The sequence below is a fragment of the Stenotrophomonas maltophilia genome (assembly GCF_004920835.1).
Classification (GTDB): domain Bacteria; phylum Pseudomonadota; class Gammaproteobacteria; order Xanthomonadales; family Xanthomonadaceae; genus Stenotrophomonas; species Stenotrophomonas maltophilia_AQ.
This window is the reverse complement of record NZ_QFHO01000005.1, coordinates 1-21915: the sequence shown is the minus strand read 5'-3', so window position 1 is coordinate 21915 and position 21915 is coordinate 1. Positions and strand designations below refer to the sequence as shown.

Below are 21915 nucleotides of genomic sequence, written 5' to 3'. Positions count from 1 at the left end.
GCAGCCCCTTCGCTCAGGCGTGGGCCAGGATGTTCAACAACCGCCCGAACGGGTCGCGCACGAAGAAGCGGCGCACGCCCCAGGGCTCATCGGCGGGGCCGTACTCCAGCGTAATGCCGGCCGCGCGCATGCGCTCCAGCACCTCCTGCAGGTTGTCCACTTCGATCGACAGGTCCGGCACCGGGGTTCCGGCACCGCCTTCGCTGGCGAAGCTGACCTGTGCCAGCGCACTGCCCTGGCCGCCATGGGTGACGATCCAGCCGTGGTCCATCAGCACGGCCATGTCGAGCAGGTCGCCATAGAACGCGGCGGCGCGCGACGGATCGGACGTGGCGATGTTGGCGACGACGCGTTTGACGGCCATGGCACGCTTCCGTTGGAAAGGACACGTCGAGACTGCCCGACCTTGCGCGTAAACAGAAGAGCCCCGTCGGAGACGGGGCTCGCCAACAGCCCATCATGGCTGGGCTTAGACGGCGCCACAGCGCTCCATGATGCAACGGTCGTACTCGTACTGGCATTCCATGGCATCACCGCCACCGGACAGACATGCCTGATAGGCCTTCCAGCAGGGCAGATCGCAGGGCGGAATCGGCCCGGCCACGGCAACAGAGCCGCTGCAGGCCAATGCGAACACGGCACCCACGATCATTTTCCTGAGAATACGCATCGACATCACTCCCTGATAAGCCTGGTGAGCCCAGGCCGGCTCACCTTAGCGTCGCTGCAAGGATAACAGGTGAAGATGGCAGCGACGCCGCTTCGCCTCAACGCCCGAAACGGCGCGATGCAGGAACACCGTCGGGCGCCGGGACGTGGCTGTTCGCGCAACGGTGCCGATAGCTTCGATGCTCCTCTATCCGGTCCCGCAATGCTTGTGCCAGCGGTTCATCCGCTGCCAGCGCGTCGATGACGCCTGGCCATATGCCGTTGTCGCTCCAGCGCAGGAACCGGACATAGACACTGCGCCAACTTCCTCTGTCAGGCTTGAGCTCATGCCAGACAACATCGTTGTCGACCACCCACAGCACCTGCTCCACGAAACGGCGGTAATGCCCCTGGTTGCCACGGGCCCTCGTACCCACACTGCCCGGCAGGCGCTCAAGCAGCTGCGACCACTGCACATCCGTCAGCCTGTGCATGCCGACTTCCGTCGCCTGAGGGTCTGCACATGGTGTTCTACCCATCGCTTCATCACCTGCCATCTGCGTGCTGCCCGGCGCCGACGTCGCCTTGATTGGTCAACTCAAAGGTGGCAAGGCGGCATCGGGGCCGGGGAGCCATGTACAGCGACGATCCGATACCGCCCTGCCGGGGTCGGTCCAGGCAATCCGGGGTGCGCCACGATCCATTTCCTTCAAATCCTGTGGCGATCGCCAGTTCCGACATGACCGATGCTATCCATGCACGGGTTGCAGAGTATTGCCGTACGCCTCGAAGATGTGTCGGGGCGTGACAGCCGCACCGGTTCCATCTACACGCCTGGCAGGAAGACGTAGCCGATACCCCAGACGGTCCGCAGAAAACGGGGCGCCGCAGTATCCTCACCCAGCTTGCGGCGCAAGCGCGACACCTGCACATCGATGCTGCGGTCCGCCACATCAGCACCTGCGCCCTTCAGACTCTCCAGCAGATAGTCACGTCCCAACGGGCGGCCAGGATGGCGCAGGAAGATTCGCAACAGCTGCAGTTCGGTACTTGTCAGCATCACCGGCTGTTCATTGCGACGCAGCTCCATGGTTGCGCCGTTGAGAACAAACGGTCCGAACGATGTACTGCCTGTCGCGCTCCACAGCGCCGTAGCCAGCGTCATGCGCTGCCGCCGCTGCAGCGAACGCAATCGCGCCACGACCTCACGCGGTTCGAACGGTTTTCCAAGGATATCGTCGGCGCCCATCTCCAGACCCATGATGCGATCCGTTGCTTCTCCTCTCGTGCTGAGCAGCAGGATCGGTACCAGGTGCCCATGGGTACGCAATCGATGGCAGATCATCAGGCCTTCGGCGCCCACCTCATCGGAATCGATCAACACGAAGTCATGCGCTGAGCGCTGCAGAAGGCGCTCCAGGTGCGCCCTCTCATGCACGACCTGCACGGAGAAACCGTGATTGCGCAGATAGCTGCGCATGTGCAGCTCGGTCCGTGCCACCAGCAACAGCACACGGCCTGCAGGCGCATCCGCAGCCGGCACGCACGTTTCCCAGTCCAGCGAGGGAGCCGGCAGTTCACGCACGACGGCGCATCACGTCGAGCTCCGCGCCACGGGCCCAGGATCCGGCACTGCCCAACGTAAGCTTCGGCCCCCCCGGCAACGGGCGGACAGCAGCATCGTCATCATCGCTCTGCGCGCGCAGGGGCACTGGCTGCACGTCGGCTGGCGTCATCGCCGCCGTCGGGGATGGCACGAAGGCAGGTGCTCGGCGCAATCGCCGCTCGCGGGAGCGTTGCTGCTCGTCCAGGCGCCGCTGCAGCGCCTCACACAGCATCGGATTATCTTCGATGACGCGCAGGACGATCGCCCATACGCCGGCATCGCCCCAGCGCTGGAAGCGCATGTAGACGCTGCGCCAGCCACAGGTGGCCGGCTGCAGCTCATGCCACACCAGATCGTTGCCGACCACCCACAGCACTTCGTCGATGAAAGTGCGATAGCGCTGCACGTCGCGCTGCGCGCGAACCCCAAGGATTCCTGGCAGCTGCCTCATCACCTGCTGCCACTGTTCATCACTCAATCTCAGTTGCATCGTCATTGCACTCTTCCATCTGGACTGTTGCATTCGTCGTAGTTCACGGCCACGTAGAAATGCGACCTGGTACCTATAACGACTCAAGGCACACTCCCCCTACCGCTCTTTCATCGGCCATACCCGATCCATTTCCAGCGGCCGGATATGGACAGTCGTGTCCAATCCGGCCCCAAGATGAATGCCCAATCCCCATGCCTTCGCCCCCTTCTGGACGTCATCACAGCAGCTGATCTAACGTAGGCCACCGAGTTGTGCGGAGACCGGTTACGTCGATGCGTCAGGACTCCTCCCCCGCGCCGCCAGGAACATCGCCTGATGACGATGACTTCCCGGGGTTTCTCGACCGGCACTACCCCTTGCTGCTGGGCTATCTGCGGCGACGCATGCAGGCTTCCGACGAGGCCGAGGACATCACCCAGGAGAGCTTCGAGCGGCTGATGCGGTACCGTGGGCAACCCGCTGCGGCGCTGAAGCAGCTGCTGTTCCGCATCGCGTTGAACATCCTGGCTGACCGTGGCCGGCGCGAGCTGGTGGCGCAGGCCCAGTCGGGGCAGCTGATGGCCGAGCTCGGTGAAGAGGTGGCACCGGCCAGCGCGATGCCCGACCAGTACGCGTCCCAACAGCAGGAACTGCTGATGGTGCGCGAGGCAATCGGGCGGCTGCCGGAGCTGTGCCGCCGCACCTATCTGCTCAACCGGCTCGATGGCCTGTCCTACCCGCAGATCGCAATGCACCATGGTGTCAGCGTGAAAGCAGTCGAAAAGCAGATGTCCAAGGCCTTGACCCTCATCGATCGCCACCTGAAGGCACGCGGCGCAGAAACGGTACGCTCCCCATGACCTCCATTCATTCCGCCCGCGACGAACGCGACGAACGCGACGAACGCGACGACGACGATGTCATCGCTGCCGCTGCCGCCTGGGTGATCCGGCTTGAAGCCGACGACGCCAGCGCAGAGGATCGGGCATCCTTCGAACACTGGTTGCAGCAGTCGACCCTGCATCCAGCACAGTTCGCGCGCGCTCAACGCAGCCACCTGCTGGCCCAGGCACTGGCAGGTGATGAACTGTTGCGCGCCGAGCTGCACAGCGCCCGTCGCGCACCAGTCAGGCAGGCTCGCTGGCGCTGGCCCGCCGGCATTGCTGCGGCACTTGCGGTACTGCTGGTACCGCTGCTGGTCCTGCAGCCCTGGCGCCCATCCCCCGAGCATTTCGCCACTGCGATCGGCGAGCGACGCGACGTTACCCTTGAGGACGGCAGTCGCTTGGTACTCGACACCGACACCGAGATCAGTGTGCGTTTCACGCACAGCGAGCGGCAGCTGCAACTGCTGCGCGGGCAAGCCCAGTTCACGGTCGGCGCCGATCCGCGACGCCCGCTGGTCGTGACTACCGACGACGTCTGGATCCGCGATATCGGTACTACTTTCCAGGTCCGACGCGCCCCCGATGGCGTGGACGTGGCATTGCTCGATGGCAAAGTCGACATCGGCCACAAAGGGAGCTCCACCGCCCAGGCGTCGCTCACCCCCGGGCAGCAGGCGCGCGTCGATCCACAGGGACGAATCCAGATCGGCAATACCAACATCGATGCCCTGCATGCCTGGACGCAGGGGACCCTGCTGGTCGAGCGGCAGCGCCTTGACCGGGTGTTGGCCGAGATGAACCGCTATCGCACCCAGCCACTGCGCCTGGCCGACACTGCCGACGGCACGCTACTGATCAGCGGGCGGTTCAACGTACAGGACCAGCAGGCTTTCCTCGCCGCACTGGACGCAGGCTGGTCACTGACGTCCCGCCCTGGCGACCACAACGAGATCGTCCTGTACCGACGCCGCCAGTCCAACTAGCCCTCCATGCATTCTGTGCCCAGCCCGCCTCGCGCGACGCCAGCCCTCCACACCCGCCCATGACCCTGCCCCTGCACCGGCTCCCCCTGCTGCTCGGCCTGCCGTTGCTCGCCTGTAGCGTGCCCATGCATGCGCTGGCGGCTACGGCGACCACCACCGCATCACTGGCCATTGCCCCCGGACCATTGGAAGCGGCGTTGCAGGAGTTCCTCGCCCGCAGCTCGGTGAAGTTGAACCTGCTGTACTCGCCGGCACTGCTCGCGCATCGGCGCAGCAACGGCGTGGCAGCCGATGCTTCTCCCCGTGAGGGACTGGCCCAGCTGCTCGGCGGCAGCGGCCTCACCGCACTGGAAATCAGCCCCAACACCTATCTGCTGCGAGTCGCACAATTGCCGCGCCAGCAGGAAGCCGAGGCAACGCCTCGCACCTCCGAACTCGATGCCGTACAGGTCACCGGCAGCCGCATCCCGCGAACATCGCTGCAGAGCAGTGCACCGCTGTCAGTCATCACCGCCGAACAGATCCGGGCCAGTGGCAGCACTTCGGTATTCGACGTACTGCGCCGCTGGCCGGGCATGAACCCCTATCACCCCTGGGATGTATCCACCAACTTCGGCACTTCAACGACGACCCCGCTTGCACTGTCTTCGACCACCGGCCTGCTGGCCCTTGGCCCGCAGGCCACCCTGTTCCTGATCGATGGCATGCGCACGACCAGCTTCGGCCTGACCACCGCGGGCTTCGGCAGCATCGTCCCGCTCGACAGCATTCCGCTGGGGATGATTGATCGCATCGAGATCGTCAGCGGCAGTGCATCAGCGGTCTACGGCTCCGATGCGATGGCCGGTGTGATCAACATCGTGCTAAAGCGTGACTATCAGGGCGCGGAAATCAGCACGTACGCCGGCATGTCCTCCCGCGGTGATGCCGCACGCCATGGCCTCGCCGCCAGCCTCGGTGGGACGATGGACAGCGGGGCGCAGTGGACATTGGCATTCGATCGTAGGCGCGACGACGGCCTGCTTGGCAGCAGGCGTAGCTGGGCCACGGTAGACCAGCGTGCAGCTGGCCTGGATGACCAACGATTCGCATTGGCGGCGATCAACAGCTCCGGTGTAAAACGGCCCGCAGATTGCGTCGGGAATGATGTCAGCCCCAGCGGCCAGATCTGCAGCCTGGATCCCCCCCGCTACACCCGCCTGATTCCCGCCAGTGAGTCGACAGCCGCGATGGCCACCTACCGGCAACCTCTGGGCGAGCGTGCTGAACTGGGTGCGACGCTGCGCCTGGCCGAGGCACGCTCCTTCGCACAGTACGCGCCGGCGGCGGTCCTTCTGGTCAATGGCCCGCAGATGCGGCGGCAGCACGTATTCTTCGATGCCGGCCCGGTCCGCCTCGATTCGGACATGCACGATGCCGATCTCCTGGTGACCCTGCACGGTGGCGGATCCCGCTGGAGCTGGAACAGTGCCGTCTTCCACCACAGCAATACCGTGATCAATCGTGCCAGCGGCATCGTCGACCTGCCGGTGGCCGGCTATGAGGAGCAACAGCTGATCGACCTGGGCTACGCCCTCGGCGGCGGACCCCACACCGCTCCCCTGCCCGGTTTCGGTGCGGAAAACCTGCTTCGTGGCCGCTATCGTGCCGAAGGTCTCAGCGCCGATATCGGCGGTCCGCTCCTGCAGCTCGCCCATGGCCCGGTCGAGGCACGCACGGGTATCGAACTACGCCACGAACATCTTGGATTCGCTACGGACCTGTCCGCCAACCGCACCGGCTACTCAAGCTACGCGGCATATCTGGGCGGCAACCCGGCTCCTTTCAACATCCAGGCGCTCCGCTTGTCCCAGTTTGGCGAACTCGCCATCCCCTTTACGCGCGGTGCGGTGCTGGACCTGGCTTGGCGCGTGGACCGCGATCCCCGCTTCGGCACCTCGTTCACGCCGCGTGCCGGCATCACGTGGGCGCCGCTGGAGGAATTGACCCTGCGCGCCTCCTATGGCGCCGGGTATCGCGTTCCCACTCTGTATGAGGAGCGTGCACCCAGCGTGCTTCCCCCGTTGGCCGGCAACGCACTGGGCCTGCCCGCCACGCCTGGGCTGGAACCCTGCAAGCTCGACACCAGTACGGTGCCGACCTGCATTCTGGCGTTCCAGCCCACCCGCAGCACTTCACTGCGCCCGGAGCGCTCGCGCAGCCTGACACTCGGCCTGCAATGGTCACCGTCGACAGCCCTGGATCTGGAGATCAATCACTACCGGATACACCGACGCGATGAGATCATTCCCTACTTTGACGCGAGTGATACGGCCTCGCTGATCCGCGATGCCAACGGGATCCTCACCGGAATCCCTGTCTACCTCGCCAATCAGGGCCGATCACGGGTGAGCGGCTGGCAGGGCCAGGGCACCTGGCGCCTGGATGGCCCAGCCACGAACCAATGGCAGATCCGCCTGCAGGCGGACTATCTCGAGACGCTCCGGCGTGACAAACCGTCGGCACCGCCACGTGGCAACCTGGCCGGTGACAAAACGCCACGATTACACGCATCCATGGAGCTCGATTGGCGCAGGGCCGCATGGAACCTGCGCCTGACCGTGCGCCATCGCAGCGGCTTGACGGCGCCATGGACCTACGTTGAAGACTCGCCAGAGCTGGTACTGGCCCGCAAGCTCCAACGTGATCTTCCTGCCATGACCACCCTCGATCTGGGCATCGGCTACGAGCCCAGCGAGCGATTGACCCTGGCATTGCAGATGTTCAATGCGACCGATCGCACGCCGAAGAACTACAACGGCAGCCCGTTGGGCTATACCGTGGCCGACGACGATCCCATTGGCCGCTACCTCCAGTTCAGCGCCACACAGCGCTTCTAGCGCTGCCCGCGTGCTGTCGCCAGCACCAGGCCGAAGGCCACCAGCAGGCCGCCAAATACGCGATCGATCCAGTGGCGTACCGCCAGCAATCGATCACGCACCCGCCGCGTGGAAAAGAACAACGCCACCGCCGAGAACCAAGCGATGTGCAGTGCGGCGATGAACACGCCATAGCCGATCTGCACATGCAGCGGCGTGTCCTGCCGGATCACCTGCATGAACAGGCTGACGATGAGAATCGTCGTCTTCGGATTCAGCAGGTTGGTCAGGAAGCCGACCCGTAGTGCGCCCAGGTCCGAGAGCGGCGCGACCTGTGCGGCCGCCAGATCACCTGCAGGCTTCGCACGAAGCATCCTGATACCCAGGTAGATCAGATACACCGCGCCGGCCAGCTTGATTGCATTGAACAACCAGATGGACTGGCGGATCAGCACCCCGACCCCCAGAAGCGTGTAACTCACATGCACAAGCACGGCCAGGCCGATACCCAGCGCCGTGATGACACCTGCCCGGCGTGACAGCAGCAGGCTGTTGCGCGACACCATCGCAAAATCCGGGCCCGGGCTGATCGTCGCCAGGAGGGCAATGGTGAGTACAGCGAGCAACTCGGGCATGGCGCCTCCAAGGATTGAATGCGCAACCACTGTAACCGAAGCCAGCCTGGATCCCGTTCTTCAGCACAGGAAACCCCATGTCACAAAGTGGATTTTTCTACTTTCATATCCATGTCCTTGAATCCCGACTTTATGGATGGATGCCCGCTATGAATGGGCGCCCGCATCTATGCGAATAATCCAGGCCACCTCACTGGAATCACGACATGTCCCGTACAAAGTCCCTTCCCGCGATCATCTGCGCTCTCTCCAGCGCCCTGCTGCTCTCAGCGTGCGCCGCCATTCCGGGCTACGACCCGAGCTACGACCAGAGTGGCTACGGCCATAGCCGCGATGACTACTATGTGCCGGCTCCGGCTACGGTGCCGATCGAAGATGGTTCGGGCGTGGTCCGTTGCGAATCCATCAAGGGGCGCAGCCAGGATTGCCGCGTCAACGGACGCGCGCGCCTGATCCGCCAACTGTCGAATACACCGTGCGAGGAAGGCAAAACATGGGGCAAGGGCCGAAATGGCGTATGGGTGACCGGGGGCTGCCGGGCCGAGTTTGTTGGCGAAGGCCGGCGCCGCCATCACTGAGCTGCCTTGCCCGCACGCTGCATCCATCGCAACAGGCACTTTGTGACATCCACAACAACGACCGCACGATTGGAAACATGCCTCGGGCTCCAGCAGAATCCCTGCACGGCGTGCCCCACGTACATGTCCCATCATCGTCACGGGATGCCAGCACGAGACATGGCCAGCCATAGCTGGTGCAGTCAGTACCAGATCAACCCATCCGCCATGCCGGTTCCTCCCAGCGGGCCGGCATGGCTGCGCACCCTGCACCATCCGTTCCCATGAAGAAATACATGATTCCCTTCACTCTCCGGTTCCCTTCCGATCTTCGTGATCGCCTCGACTTCGCCGCACGCAGCGGCGGTCGATCACTGAATTCAGAGATCATCGCGCGACTGGAGGAGAGCTTCGGCGATGTCTGCGATCGTATCGGCAAGGCGCGACTGCAGGAAATCACCGAAGTCGAGGCTGCCTTGGCCACCAGCCGAGAGTTCATCGCCATGCACACCCACTTCCTGTGTGACACCGCGCTCAACGGAGCAGAACGCAGGCAGATCGAAGCACGTCTACTGCGCAGCGAAGACCGGGTACGCCGCCTGGATGCTCTCCTTGCGTATCTGCATCGCGACGTCGAAGGCATGCGCCGCCTCGATCAGGCACTCGGTCCTCGCACCTCACCAGCTGACTGAGCAGAGCTCTCCCTGAATCCTTCCTTCTGCATCATCATGCCGTCCTCCCCCTCTCCAGCAGGCGACCGCGTCCTGCGGGTACGTCCCTATCTCCCCGGCCTGATCAGCGCCGTCGGCATGGCCGCGCTCGTCTATACGCTCGACGCCCAGTTCCCCTTGCCGCCGGAACCGCACTTCACTGTTCACGTGGTCACTGTGCATCAGGCGCACCTGCTGCGCCCGGGCGCGCTCGCCACTACAGTCATCAGCACCGCTGTCGTACTGCTGGTCGCACGCATCAGTCGGCTTCACAGGATCGGCACCGCATTGATCACACTGCTGGCGACCCTGCTTTCCCTGGCAGCCTCAACCCTGGCCATGGGCTGAGCGAAGCTCATTCGGGGACCCCTGCATCGCGGTTGCCTGACATCTGCGCCGATGCAGCTTTTCGGTCAACGCTCCTGGCTCCAACGAGCCCATCCGGTCAGAGCTGCTGAACAGCCGCCGTTGATTCCAGAGCGTGATCGTGCGCGCAGATTTGGCGCAGGCGCCGCCGGATAATTGCGCCGCCTTGGATCGGGGCTGGGCGGAATCCCCAACGCCGGTCCAGCGGGGGAGCTTCCTGCCGCAGGGAGGCCCGCGACGGGATGTACATGCACAGTGCGTTGCCCCAAAAGCAGAAGTAGAAATAGCCCTCGATACATCAGCCCGATCACGAATACGTGCGAAACAGCCCTGCCCGACGTTCGCTGTCAGGAATCTCAGGCAAGACGCAATCCCACCTCTTCCAGCGAGTCGCAGCCATGTACAAGGCCCGGTTTTCCACGCTTCTGTTGTGCGCTTTGGGACCAGCATCGGCGGGACACGCCGCAGATGGGATCATCCACTTCCAGGGCGCCATCGTCGAGCCCGCGTCCTGCCTGCCGCAGCTTCAACCAAGGATGGCCCCATTCCGCATCTGGTGCGATGCGGAACGCGCCCAGGCTGCGGGCAAGCCTGCTGATCGCTTTCGTCTCAGCGCTCGGCACGTGAGGGTCCAGACACGTCCGGTCGTATTGAAGACCGACGTGCCCGGCAGGCGCGACGTACAGGGATACGAGGTGACCCTAGCGTACCTGTAACTTCGGCGCTGCCCAGGCCGTCTCCAAGCGAGCGTTACTTGTAACTCAACGTGACGGTGGCCCGGCCATTGGCCTGGCCACCGCCAACGGCGCTCGCGACCTGGTAGTAGCGTGCCTTGAACGGCACCACGTAATCGCCATCCTTCGACTGGCCCAACTGCTTTGGCTGGCCGAACGCCACAGGCTGGCCAGCACTGTCGAGCACCTGGATGCCTACGCCCGACGCCGTTCCCGTGCCGGTGTCGATGCCCAGAACACCTGGCGTGCTGGACGCATCCGGCGTCGCATCCATGGTCAGTGAAACCATGTTCTCGATGCCATTGGGCGATGCCTGGCAATTGACTACGACCTGGAAGTCCTTGCCGGCCGTGGTACTGCCCACGCCACGGAATCGATTGCGGAATTCCTGCCCGAGATTGACGGTCTGGTTGCGAGAGCCAACGGCTACCTGGCACGAAGGGGCAAGAATGCGGATGTCGCCAATCTGCAGGACCATGTAAGGCTGTGAGGCGCCGGCGCCGGAATCAGCGCGCGCGAATGGCACTGGATCGAGAGGACCGTTGCCAACCCTGGTAGCAGTCTTGACGAGAGAAAACTGGACCGCCCAGCGTTGCGATGCCGCCCAGGATGCGTTGCCGGACGATACCGTGAAGTCGCGCGTGTATGTGCCCGGGAACCCTGGATTGTAGGTTCCCGCCAGAGAAACCCGATAGCCGATACCCGGAACATTGGTGGAGTAGACCCCACTCATACCCACCACTGGACTTCCCCAGAGGATCTGATTCCAATACGTCATGGTGCCACCCGGCGGCGTGCAGTAGACAACTTCCGGCCATCCAGCAATGAAAGAGCTCGAATAGACGGTGCTTCCAACCGCGGCACTCTGATAGACGATCACCGTGCCCGCGTTGACAGTTTTCGTCCCAATGTTGGATTTCGGTCGGTAGATGCAGTCAGCCAGCGCCACACCCGGGGCCGCAGTGCCGAGCGTCAGCAGTGAAGCAACGACGACGGAGTAAGTACTAGATTTCATATGCGAGATCCAAGGGTTCGTTGACAAACACCACTGCTGCTGCGCCGATCGCCTTCATTTGCAGAACAGCCTTATCCCATCCGGGGCGGGTACTGGAGCTGATCTTCGGCATCACAGGCAGCTCCCCTCATGGTTTCGGATCGGCGACGGTTGCTCTTGCTGCGGCAACGCATACTTCAACGTGCACTGCGCAGATTCACTTCTGCCCCAGATCACCTTCAGCGTGCCGGCCTCCGGCGCGCCGGTCACGTAGGCCTGGCCCTCTGGTCCAACGACTCCGACTTCCTGTCCAGCTTCGTTCTCGATACGCGATCCGAACGGCAGTGGTCGACCGTCGGCGCCCTTGAGTACCAGCATCAGTCGATAGCCAACCGCGGTTTCGAAGTGCGCCCGCACCACCGCTCCGCGCGTGGGAACAACATCCATCGCTGCATTGCGCACCTCGACCTTGTCGCCCAGATCCTGCGTGTTCAGCGCCACGCGATTGGTTCGATAGGGCGTGACATTGGGCAGCACAGCACTGCCCTTGCCATCGGTGCGCACACCAGACTGGGACTCGATGCCCACACCCTCGGCCTGCGGCGCACGTACCAGTGCGATGGTTTCGCCCAAGGGCTGCGACAGGGTGATGCCCTCGCCATGCATGACCAAGCCACCGGCCACGCCCAGGTTGGTCTGGCCATAGCCGTTGCCCTGGCTGTGGCCGAGGTCGACGCGCCCGTACTGGCCCTTGTAGCTGAGATTGCCGCTGCCACTGGTACCGCCCTGGTTGGCCCGGTCCAGGGTCACGCCATAGGTCATCCGGTGATCGTCGAAGGCACTGCCGAACACGCTGGCCTGGTGCGCGGTCCTGCCGCTGCTGTCGTGCGAAGCCGTATACATCGCCGAACTGCTGCTGCGCCCCAATGGAAGCGAGAGGGTCAGCATCACCTGCCTGTTGGCCGAGCCATACAGGTTCGAATACTGGTTGTAGAACAGGTTGTAGGTCAGGCGCTGGTAGCTTCCCGAGTATCCCACCTGGATCAGCCGCTCCTTGCGGTCACTGCCCCAGTAGGTCTGCTGCCGCGCCGAACCGTAGAGGGTTCCCCACCGGCCCAGTGACTGCGAAACCTCCAGGCGCAGCTCGTTGCGGCGGTTGGCGAAGGGCAATCCATTCTCCTGCGCGTACAGCATGCCCACCGCTTCGGGGAAGGTACGGTAGCCGCTGGTGGAGTAGCGATAGCCCGCCATGCGGAAGGTGGTGCCGGTTTCCTCCAGCGACTTCGCATACAGGAAACGCAACGACTGTCCATTGAAGGAGTGGCCGCTGTCGCCCCGGCTTCGCGCGTGGGTCAGGTCCACCGACACAGCGCCGAAGCCCCGCATGTTCTTGCCGAACCCGACCATGGCTGCCTGGTACTTGCCCGCCAGCGTGGTACCGCCATACAGCGAGAACTCGTTGGCCAGGCCCCGGGCCAGCGTGCCCTGGAAGAAGTAGGGTTGCGGCTGGCTGCCTTCGAAGCGGCCGTACCCCTGGCGATACTGGCCGCCGGTGGCGCTGTAGCGCCATGTTCCCTCGCGCAGCAGCGTGGGCACGGCGGAATAGGCTTGGGTGTACTTCGTTTCCCTGCCATCGGCTTCGGTAATGGTGACCTGCAGGTCTCCACCGGACGAGGTCGGATACAGGTCATCCAGCACGAAGGCACCTGGCGCCACGTATGTGTTGTAGATGATGTAGCCGTTCTGGTGCACGGTGACGCGCGCATTGGTCTGCGCGACGCCACGCACGGTCGGTGCGTAGCCACGCAGGCTGTCGGGCAGCATGGATTCATCCGATGAGATCTGCGCGCCGCGGAACTGGAAGCCGTCGAACAGGTCACCGGGGGTGAATCCGTCGCCCAGCAGCAGCTGCCCGTTGATCGATTTCAGGTCGCGCTGGGCGAAGGTCTGAACCGCTTCCCAGCGGCTCTCCCCCATCACGTCGCGGTTGTAGGTCGTGTAGTTGCGGAACCGCCAGTCGCCCAGGTTGAAGCCTCCGCGCAGACTGCCAAATACAGCGTCACGGCGTGGCTTCTTCTCTTCGTAGGGCTCGCCGAATGCGCCGGCCATGAAGCTCCTGCGGTCGCCATCGCGGGGGTTGGATCCCGAGTTGTTTGCGACGTTGAGCTGGTAATCCAGCATCGCGGCGTTGATACCACGATCCCATTTCGAGGGATCCACCGCACCGCGCGCCGACCTGACCAGCGCTGCCTGCGGAATGCTCACAGTCAGTTGCTGGCGACCTGCATCGTAGTTCACCGCAGCCTCGGGAATCACCGCCCCCAGATCGACGCAGCCACCTTCCGATTGCGCAGCGATACCCGGGAAGGCGGCGACATTCACGCCCCAGGACGACAGCATGCCCGCGGTCAGGCAAGGCACGGCATCACGCTTGCCTTCCACGGTATTGAACCGCAGTTGCGATTGCCCCAGGCGGACGTCGTTGCGCATCACATCCACCAGGTAATCACCGGGGAGCACTTGGTTGCCGAACGAGAACAGCGACAGATCAGCACCCTGCTGGTCACCACCGATTTCCAGAAAGCCTTCGTTGAAGACACTGGGCGGAGGCGACTGGGCATGACTCAGCTGCGAGGACAGCGCCAGCGCCAGGATGGACATCGCCTGCCCGCTCATGCGCGACGGAATGGAGACACGACTCACGGCGTTCACCTTCGGAGAATCAGGGCGTGGAAGAAACCGGCACCGGCTGCGGCAGCACCGCCACCGGAACATCGGAAGCCGGCGCGGTGACGGCCTCTTCGACGGTTTCGCCGCCGTAGTCGTTGATCGTGGTAAAGCGCAGGCCAAGCGCCTGGGCGACACGGATGGACTTCAACGGAACCACCAGTTCACCCAGGGGCGGAACCATGTCCGGATTGATCTCTTCCTTCCCCTCTCCCACCTTGAGCAGAGTGAAGGTGACGTTGTACGGCGTCGGATTGGCAATCTTCAGTACAGCGCCACCACCCGCGGCCGTCGACACGGCCCACTTGAGCTTGCTGCGCGCCTGCGACGCGTCACCACCGCGCAGTGCGGCCGGCCGGTAGAACACCTTGATGCGGCTGCGGACGGCCACCTGCAGGACGTTCTCTTCCTCGGCGCGTTCGGGAATTTCCTTGACGTTCAACCAGAACACCGATTCGCGATCCGACGGCAGCTGATCGCCCGTACGTACGATGCGCAGAATGTTCTCCATACCCGGATCGAGCCGCGACAATGGCGGGGTCACCAGGAAAGGCGTCTTGTTCCTGCCCTCGCCCGCGTCGATCCATGCCTGCACCACGAACGGCGCGTTGGCTTCGTTCTTCATCGAGATCGACGCCTCGCGGCTGCCTTCGTTGATGATGACGCGCGTACCGCCCAGCATGATCGCTGCAGAGGCCGGTACTGCAACAGCGAATAGACAGGCGGCCAGCACCAGGCCGCTGAGTTGCGGGAATAGACGCTTGGAAAACATGGAGGTCTCTCGGATGTTCGGAAATGCAGCGGCCAGGGCAGCACCGCGAGGGCACCGCCTGAACGGAAAAATGTGTAGTGAAGGTCGGGTGGCGGGCAGGCCGCTGTTGCAGCAAGGCGCCCGATCCCGTACTCGATGCCGGTACCCGGCCTGGACCGGGTACCGACAGCCGGCGATTACTTGTAGGCGACGGTGAACTGTGCCATCGCGTTACCACGGCCCACGGTGACAGCCGGGCCGGTGGACATGTAATTGGCCTGGAACTGCAGAGCGTTGTCGCCCTGTGCCAGGGTGTAGTTGCCCGACGCCTGGCCGACCGGGATCTGCTTGCCCGACGAGTCGGCTACCTGGATGCCCACGCCGGTGGCAAAGCTGCCGTCCACTTCACCCACGCCCACGCGCAGCAGGTTCTTGTTGAGGGCGTCGGCCGGGGCCGCAAAGGTCACCGTCGCGCCCTTGGCGGTGGCGCCACAACCCAGCAGGTCGATGGCGAACTTGGCGGGGGCCGACACCTTGCCGGCAGCGCCGTCCAGCGTGGTACGGGAGACCTTGCCCAGCGGCACGGTCAGGTTCTGGCTCTGGGGAGCGATCGAGCACGGCGCGTCCACGATTTCGCCGATGAAGTTGACAGTGCCGTCGGCAGCGAAGGCGCTCTGCGACAGCAGACCGGTGACTGCAACGGCGGTGAGCTTGGCGATGATCAGATTGCGCATGGTGATATTTACCTATGAATGATGGGCAGGCACGGAGGCCCGGTTCTAATACGCCGGACGCAAGCATCGCGCCGACCCACGCATGGTAATCAGAATCTGTGACGTGAGTCTATTTTTTCCTTTAAAATCATGCAGTTATGACATGAATAACAATGCGTTTAATGTCACAAACAGTATTTTCACCGCCCACGCTTCATGCACGCCAGGACGTTATCCGGAACATGTTTTTATTCACGTGATCGACACTCTGCAGGACGTCGCCATGCAGCGATAGGTACCTGCCCATCCACAGAAAGATCTGCAGCTACAAGCGCGCTCCGGTCTGGCACTTCGCTTCTCTGACACCTTCACTGTCTCCTCCTCGAAGCACTGGGGGTGATCGCGCTATGAATCCGTTAACAGCTTGGTTGACCGTCAACCAAGGAAGTTGTCCGATGAATCACCCGCTGCACAGCCGCCTCACCCTTGCCGTGGCCAGTTCCCTGCTGCTGGCCACTGCATCGCCCGCCATGGCCAACGAGTCACTCGATGCCTGGCAGCAACAGCGCCAGTTGCAGGCGGCCTGGGCGCAACCGGCCAGCACGGCCAGCACGGCCAGCACCGCGAACCTGTCGGCGCCGGTGTCGTCCGCCGCAACCAGCAGCACGTCGATCCTCGGCAACCCGGGCGATGCGGCCAGCTGGCGCAGCGATGAATTCAATGCCGACTGGGGGCTGGCCGCGATGGGGGCCGACTACGCCTATGCACGGGGCCTGACTGCCAAGGGCGTCAGACTGGGCGTTTTCGACGACGGCACCGGCCTAGGGCATCCAGAGTTCGCTGGTAAGAACCATCGCAGCATCCGGCTGGCGGGGGTTCTTGCCGATGGCAGCTTGTGTCCGGCAGAGGTGATCCAAGGCCCCAACAGCTGTTTCAGGACCGATGGCGATCAGGTCCAGCTCACCTATCAGACCCTCGATCCGCAGTACGCCGCATTGCTCAATCGAAATGGATATTTTGAAGGGGTCACCTATGGGACACATGGCACCCATGTGTCCGGGACGATCGCTGCCAATCGGGATGGCACCGGCATGCACGGCGTAGCCTTCGGTGCCGACCTCAGCGTCGCCCGCCTGTTCTCCAACAGTGTGGCGCACCTTAGTGTCTCGCCACGGATGACGCTCGATCGAAGCTCTAAATCCGTTGGCGCCCCAACGGCAGCGTTCAGCCAGTTGTACGAACAGCTCGAACAACAGGAGATCCGAGCCATCAACCACAGCTGGGGGCTTGCTACAGAGCCGAACTCAGCCCAGCAGATGGATGTGTATCTGTCCCATACGGTTTTCGCCGACCGGCTGGCGGTGATGGCAACCGCTTCGCGCAGGACCGGCCTCATTCAAGTATGGGCTGCTGGCAATACCGACGCTACCAATCCATCCCCACAACAGGCGCCGATTGCAGGCATGTACGCCACGCTGCCACGTGCTCAGAAGGATGTTGAGCCGTACTGGCTGGCTGTCGTGAACGTCAATGAAGCTCTGGAGCTGAGCAATCGCTCCATGCGCTGCGGCCTCGCCGCAAACTGGTGCCTGGCAGCACCTGGCACGGCAATTCTTTCCACAACTTATGGCGCCAAGACCAAGCTGGACGCCACGCTGTCCAAGGACAGCGCCGGCAACGTCACAATTGACACGTTGAGCCTGCTGCCAGACTACGACTACGTCAAGAAGAGCGGAACCTCGATGGCCGCTCCACACATCACCGGTGCATTGGGCCTACTGTTCGAGCGATTCCCCTACCTGGATAACGCGCAGGTCCGCGACGTGCTGCTGACAACGGCACGTGATCTCGGCGCGCCGGGAGTGGACGATGTCTACGGCTGGGGCATGGTCGACCTGCGCAAGGCCATCGAAGGCTACGGCTCGCTGCGCGTGGATACCAACGTGGTGATGAACCAGAAGGCCGGTGGCCTGAAGGTGTGGGAAGGCGACGCCTGGGATGACTGGACCAACGACATCGGCGGCGCCGGCAAGCTGACCAAGTCCGGCATCGGCTGGCTGCGCCTGAGCGGCGACAACAGCTTCAACGGCGCGGTGCTGCGTGAAGGCACGCTGGAGTTGAACGGTGCCAACACGCTCACCTCGGCTGTCGAAGTACAGGGTGGCCAGTTCCTGCTCAACGGCAGCCTGGTCTCCACCGCACTGACCACCACCGGCGGCGTCAGCACCGTCAGTGCCAGTGGCGTCCTGAAGGACAGCAACCTGACCGTCAACGGTGGCGTGGTGTCCTTCAACGGCGCCCAGACCGGCGGCACCACCACGGTCGGTGCGAACGGCCTGTTGAAGGGCATCGGCACGCTGGGCAACACACATGTGGACGGCACCATCGCCCCGGGCAACTCGATCGGCACGCTGACCATCAATGGCAACTACGTGCAGGGCGCGACCGGCGTCTATGCCGCCGAGCTTGCCCCCGGCGGCCGCAGCGACCAGCTGCACGTCACCGGCAGCGCCACCCTTGGCGGCACCCTGGTCGCACTGCCGGAGCCTGGCACCTACTACCTGGGTGAGCAGTTCAACTTCATCCGCGCCGACGGTGGCGTCAGCGGCCAGTTCGCGAAAACCGACTTCAGCGCGTTCTCGCCGTTCCTGCAGTTCAGCCTGGCCTATGCTGCCAACGGCGCCCGCATCGACGTGGCACGCGGCGCCTCGCTGGCCAGTGCAGCCACCACGCCGAACCAACGCGCGGTGGCGACCAGCGCCGATGGCCTGGCGATCAACCAGGGCCTGCCCAAGCCGCTGACCCAGCTGTTCCCGCAACAGGTCGGTGGCGTGCTTGACGGCCTCAGCGGCGAACTGCATCCGGCCACGGCACTGGCCCTGGTCGAGGGCAGCCGCTACGTGCGTGATGCCGCGCTGTCGCGCCGTGCCGGTACCACCGCACCAGGTGCCGACGCGGGCGATGCCACCGGCGCCTGGGTGCAGGCACTCGGCGGCAACAGCAAGCTGGATGGCAACAGCAACACCGCCCGCACCGAAGCCAACAGCAACGGCCTGCTGGTCGGCATCGATCGCGAGTTTTCCGGCTGGCAGGTCGGTGTGCTGGCCGGTACCGGCCGTACCGACGTGAAGCAGCAGGAGCGTCGTGCCAAGTCGAAGATCGACAACACGCACTTCGGCGCCTACGCCAGCCACAACTGGGGTGGATTCGGCCTGCGCGGTGGTGTGGCCTGGAGCAAGCACGAGGTGAAGAGCACGCGCGACGTGGCGTTCGCTGGCTTCAGCGACAGCCTGAGCGCACGCTACGACGCCCGCACCCGCCAGGCCTTCATCGAAGCCGGTTACCGCTTCGGTGGTCCGGAAGCCGGACTGGAGCCGTACCTGCAGGTGGCGCGCGTGGAAGTGGACCTCAAGCGCATCAACGAACGCGGTGGTGCGGCCTCCCTTCAGGGCAAGGTGGATGACACCGCAACCACGATCGCCACCGCCGGTGTGCGCTTCGACAAGGGACTGAAGGCCTCGTTCCAGCAGGACAGCTGGCTGCACCTGCGCGGTGGCGTAGGCTACCGCCGCGCATCTGGCGACCGCAGCCAGGTGGCCAATCTGGCCTTCGCCAACAGCAGCAGCACCTTCGCGGTCCAGGGCGCACCGATCGCCGACAACGCCGTGGTGGCCGAGCTGGGCCTGTCGGCATGGCTGACCCCGCGGCAGCAGCTGGAGCTGGGTTACAGCGGCCAGTTCGGCAGTGAAAGCCGCGACCATGGCGCCAACGCACGCTGGTCGGTCCGCTTCTAGTTACAGGCACGTGTTCTCTTGACAGGTTGGGGCGGCCTCGCGGCCGCCCCTTTTTTTGTCCGCCGCCAGCCGCTATGTACCACACGGCAGGCAGCTTGCAGCCAGCAGGCTGGCCAGTGGCAACAGCAGCCCATAGGCCACCAGCGGCCACACCGTGTCTCCCGGCAGCAGCACGGTAGCCAACGTCCCTGCGCCGGCGACGATCACGCTCTGCAGGGCATAGTAGAGCGCCACCGCCATCCCGGAGGCATCGGCGAAATCACGCAATGCACCGTTGGCAGCCACCGATACCACCATCACCAGGCCCACCGCGATGGCCCACATCGGCAGCACCACGCTGGCGAATGACGGTGGCCATAGCGTCGCCAGTGCCATCAGCAACGCCCCGCCGATCATCACCCACAGCCCACGCAGGAAGGTCCCGCGCACCTGCCAGCGAGCGATCAGCCTCTTCGCCAGGCGCGCGCTGAAAATCATCATCAGCGCCACCGTTGCGAACGCCAGGCTGAAGGACAGTGGCGAGTACTGCATGCGTCCAACCAGGATGCGGGGAGCGATCGAGAAGAACACGAAGAAGGTGCCCATGCCCGCACTGAAACCCAGCGTGTACACCCAGAATCCACCGCTGCGGAGGATGCGCTGCAGCACCGGGCCTGGCGCGTCGCTGCGCGGCGGGCGGGTCTCCTGCCAATGGCGTTGCGCGCGCAGGCCCGCGATCAGGCCGAGCACGCCCAGCAATGCGAAGATTGCACGCCAGCCGAATGCGCCTGCCACCAACGCACCAAGGATCGGACCGAGCGCGGGCACGAAGGCCAGCATCGAGGCGAACAACCCATACAGGGAAGCACCCTCCGGCGTATCGGCATATACATCACGCACGGTGGCGAAGGTCGCCACCAGCGCCGCCGATGCACCGACCGCCTGCACGGTTCGCCAGGCCAGGAACGCCGCGCCGCTGCTGGACGCCGCCAGCGCCAACGACGCGGCGGTGAACAGCAACGCGCCCAGTAACAACACCGGCCGTCGCCCGATGCGATCGGACAGTGGACCGAACACCAGCTGGCCCACGCCGAGCACCAGCAGGTAGGCACCGAGCGTCAGCTGCACCAGCACCGGCGAGGTGCCCAGCGCGCGTGGCATTGCAGGAACCACAGGCAGGTAGATATCCATGGCCAGCGAGGCCAGGAGATCGAAGGGGGCCATCAGCACGATGGCCGACGGCAGGGAATGGGCCCAACGTGGGGCCTGTCGATTGAACATGGGGAGTCTCCGCCCAGAGTGAATCCGGCGGTGATCCATCCACTTCGCGTGCATCGCAGGGATGATCACCGCAACAACGTCTGCATCGTTGTTGCGGCTCAGCGAACTGTCTGCGGACCGTTCCCGTTGTTCATGGCGCCATCGAATACCTGTACAGGTGGCGCAAGTGTAGCAACCACCGGCAAGCGGCAGCAGCGGTCAGCCCAGCGGCAGCATGTCGATGCGCCTGCATGGTGTCTGTTTCACCTGTTCGATCAGGCGCCGCACCACCGGCGAGCTCTCGGCCTGGCGGTACTGCACGGCAATGGTCGAAACGATGGTCGGGCCGGCCAGCGGCAGATAGACCATGCCCGGCAGCACCAGCGTGCGTTGCAGCACCGATGGCACGATCGCCACCGAACCGACGCCGACGGAAACCTCGGCCAGCACCGCTGCCAGATGGCCGGGCTGCGAACGGATGCGTGGAATGAAGCCGCCCCGTCGCGCGACCTCCATCGCGCCTGCCGGCTGTTCCGGCATCACGAACCCTTCCCTGGCCAGCGCCGCCGGTTGCACCGGACTCCGCGCCTGCGCCAGCGGATGGATTTCCGGCAGGGCCACGCAGAACTGGTCCTCGACCAGGGTGTGTTCACCGAAACTGTCGGGCACATCCATCGGCGGCCGGCAGAACACCACGTCCACCCGGCCTTGCTGCAGCAGCTCCGGCAGCACGCTCATCGGCCATTCGCTCACCTGCAGGTCAACGCCGGGATAGCGGTCGCGGAACCGGCTCAGCTGGTCCTGCAGCGCACCGGCATACAACGCCGAACCCACATAACCGATCTCGATCTTGCCGATCTCGCCGCGGCCAGCCCGCCGGCCCACGGTTTCGGCCTGCTCGAACCGGCGCAGCACGTCACGTGCTTCGGCCAGGAACACCTCGCCGGCCGAGGTCAGCGCCGCCTCCCGGCGTCCGCGCTCGAACAGGCGGGTCCCGAGCCGGCGCTCGATGTCCTGGATCTGCACGCTCAGGGTCGGCGTGGCGATCCCCAGGCGCAACGCCGCACGGCCGAAGTGCAACTCCTCGGCCAAGGTGACGAAGTACTCCAGGTGACGACGTTCCATGGGCGACGCTTCATTAGGCAAAACCTAACGTACCGGGAAAACACCGAGAATGAAACAAACACTGATCGCTGCTGGAATGCCTGTCCTCCCCCTCCTGCGAGCGACCGGTGCCACCC

General features: G+C 64.1%; 19 protein-coding genes and 1 pseudogene. 7 read left to right on the top strand and 13 right to left on the bottom strand.

The genetic code is table 11. The features are described 5' to 3' along the window. Positions 1-13: 13 nt before the first annotated feature. From DI041_RS05525 to DI041_RS05505, 5 genes are all read right to left on the bottom strand, one after another. A complete protein-coding gene (locus DI041_RS05525) occupies positions 14-364 on the bottom strand; it encodes a VOC family protein (protein WP_136638510.1) in 351 nt (116 codons plus the stop codon). Between the two features lie 105 nt (positions 365-469). Beyond that, on the bottom strand, positions 470-670 hold the full coding sequence (locus tag DI041_RS05520) for a hypothetical protein (protein WP_136638511.1): 201 nt from the start codon (positions 668-670) through the stop codon (positions 470-472). 97 nt (positions 671-767) lie between these two features. Further along, positions 768-1142: a transposase gene (locus DI041_RS05515; protein ID WP_169050327.1), complete on the bottom strand. Its 375-nt coding sequence runs from the start codon at positions 1140-1142 to the stop codon at positions 768-770. A gap of 332 nt (positions 1143-1474) precedes the next feature. Continuing rightward, positions 1475-2128 (bottom strand): winged helix-turn-helix domain-containing protein, encoded by a 654-nt coding sequence (locus DI041_RS05510; protein WP_136638513.1) that lies wholly within the window; start codon positions 2126-2128, stop codon positions 1475-1477. 97 nt (positions 2129-2225) lie between these two features. Continuing rightward, the gene (locus DI041_RS05505; RefSeq protein WP_169050328.1) at positions 2226-2750 is read right to left on the bottom strand and encodes a transposase; all 525 of its coding nucleotides are present in this window, start codon (positions 2748-2750) and stop codon (positions 2226-2228) included. Positions 2751-3019: 269 nt separating this feature from the next. Between DI041_RS05505 and DI041_RS05500 the strand changes: the two genes are divergently transcribed. Genes DI041_RS05500 through DI041_RS05490 form a run of 3 tightly spaced genes read left to right on the top strand, consistent with a single transcriptional unit; the run spans position 3020 to position 7475 of the window. Further along, entirely contained in the window at positions 3020-3586 is a 567-nt protein-coding gene (locus tag DI041_RS05500) for an RNA polymerase sigma factor (protein ID WP_136638515.1), read from the top strand. Beyond that, a complete protein-coding gene (locus tag DI041_RS05495) occupies positions 3583-4596 on the top strand; it encodes a FecR family protein (protein WP_136638516.1) in 1014 nt (337 codons plus the stop codon). Before DI041_RS05500 ends, DI041_RS05495 begins: the two co-directional genes overlap by 4 nt. 59 nt (positions 4597-4655) lie before the next feature. Further along, entirely contained in the window at positions 4656-7475 is a 2820-nt protein-coding gene (locus DI041_RS05490; RefSeq protein ID WP_136638517.1) for a TonB-dependent receptor, read from the top strand. Here DI041_RS05490 and DI041_RS05485 read toward each other — a convergent pair. After that, on the bottom strand, positions 7472-8089 hold the full coding sequence (locus tag DI041_RS05485) for a LysE family translocator (protein ID WP_136638518.1): 618 nt from the start codon (positions 8087-8089) through the stop codon (positions 7472-7474). The genes DI041_RS05490 and DI041_RS05485 overlap by 4 nt on opposite strands. Positions 8090-8463: 374 nt before the next feature. On the opposite strand from DI041_RS05485, the pseudogene DI041_RS21410 reads away from it, so the two are divergent. The 3 genes and pseudogenes from DI041_RS21410 to DI041_RS05470 all read left to right on the top strand — a co-directional run. Further along, positions 8464-8655, top strand: a pseudogene (locus DI041_RS21410) (DUF3011 domain-containing protein); the annotation flags it as partial. 287 nt (positions 8656-8942) lie between these two features. Then, on the top strand, positions 8943-9338 hold the full coding sequence (locus tag DI041_RS05475) for an Arc family DNA-binding protein (protein ID WP_169050811.1): 396 nt from the start codon (positions 8943-8945) through the stop codon (positions 9336-9338). A 36-nt stretch (positions 9339-9374) separates the two neighbouring features. Continuing rightward, positions 9375-9704 (top strand): hypothetical protein, encoded by a 330-nt coding sequence (locus DI041_RS05470; RefSeq protein ID WP_136638521.1) that lies wholly within the window; start codon positions 9375-9377, stop codon positions 9702-9704. Between the two features lie 374 nt (positions 9705-10078). On the opposite strand, the gene DI041_RS05465 is transcribed toward DI041_RS05470, so the two are convergent. From DI041_RS05465 to DI041_RS05445, 5 genes are all read right to left on the bottom strand, one after another. After that, positions 10079-10345 carry a hypothetical protein gene (locus tag DI041_RS05465; RefSeq protein ID WP_136638522.1) on the bottom strand — a complete coding sequence of 89 codons (267 nt, stop codon included), beginning with the start codon at positions 10343-10345 and terminating at the stop codon, positions 10079-10081. A gap of 127 nt (positions 10346-10472) precedes the next feature. Then, on the bottom strand, positions 10473-11471 hold the full coding sequence (locus DI041_RS05460; protein WP_136638523.1) for a fimbrial protein: 999 nt from the start codon (positions 11469-11471) through the stop codon (positions 10473-10475). 111 nt (positions 11472-11582) lie between these two features. Continuing rightward, positions 11583-14153 (bottom strand): fimbria/pilus outer membrane usher protein, encoded by a 2571-nt coding sequence (locus DI041_RS05455; protein ID WP_211195190.1) that lies wholly within the window; start codon positions 14151-14153, stop codon positions 11583-11585. Between the two features lie 19 nt (positions 14154-14172). Then, positions 14173-14949 (bottom strand): fimbrial biogenesis chaperone, encoded by a 777-nt coding sequence (locus DI041_RS05450; protein WP_136638524.1) that lies wholly within the window; start codon positions 14947-14949, stop codon positions 14173-14175. 176 nt (positions 14950-15125) lie between these two features. Beyond that, positions 15126-15662 carry a fimbrial protein gene (locus DI041_RS05445; protein WP_136638525.1) on the bottom strand — a complete coding sequence of 179 codons (537 nt, stop codon included), beginning with the start codon at positions 15660-15662 and terminating at the stop codon, positions 15126-15128. A 434-nt stretch (positions 15663-16096) separates the two neighbouring features. Here DI041_RS05445 and DI041_RS05440 point away from each other — a divergent pair, with 434 nt between their 5' ends. Then, positions 16097-19435 (top strand): autotransporter domain-containing protein, encoded by a 3339-nt coding sequence (locus DI041_RS05440; RefSeq protein ID WP_136638526.1) that lies wholly within the window; start codon positions 16097-16099, stop codon positions 19433-19435. A 72-nt stretch (positions 19436-19507) separates the two neighbouring features. Here DI041_RS05440 and cml read toward each other — a convergent pair whose 3' ends face one another. Further along, on the bottom strand, positions 19508-20695 hold the full coding sequence (gene cml, locus DI041_RS05435; RefSeq protein ID WP_046984790.1) for a CmlA/FloR family chloramphenicol efflux MFS transporter: 1188 nt from the start codon (positions 20693-20695) through the stop codon (positions 19508-19510). 198 nt (positions 20696-20893) lie between these two features. Continuing rightward, a complete protein-coding gene (locus DI041_RS05430; RefSeq protein WP_136638527.1) occupies positions 20894-21799 on the bottom strand; it encodes a LysR substrate-binding domain-containing protein in 906 nt (301 codons plus the stop codon). Between the last annotated feature and the right edge of the window lie 116 nt (positions 21800-21915).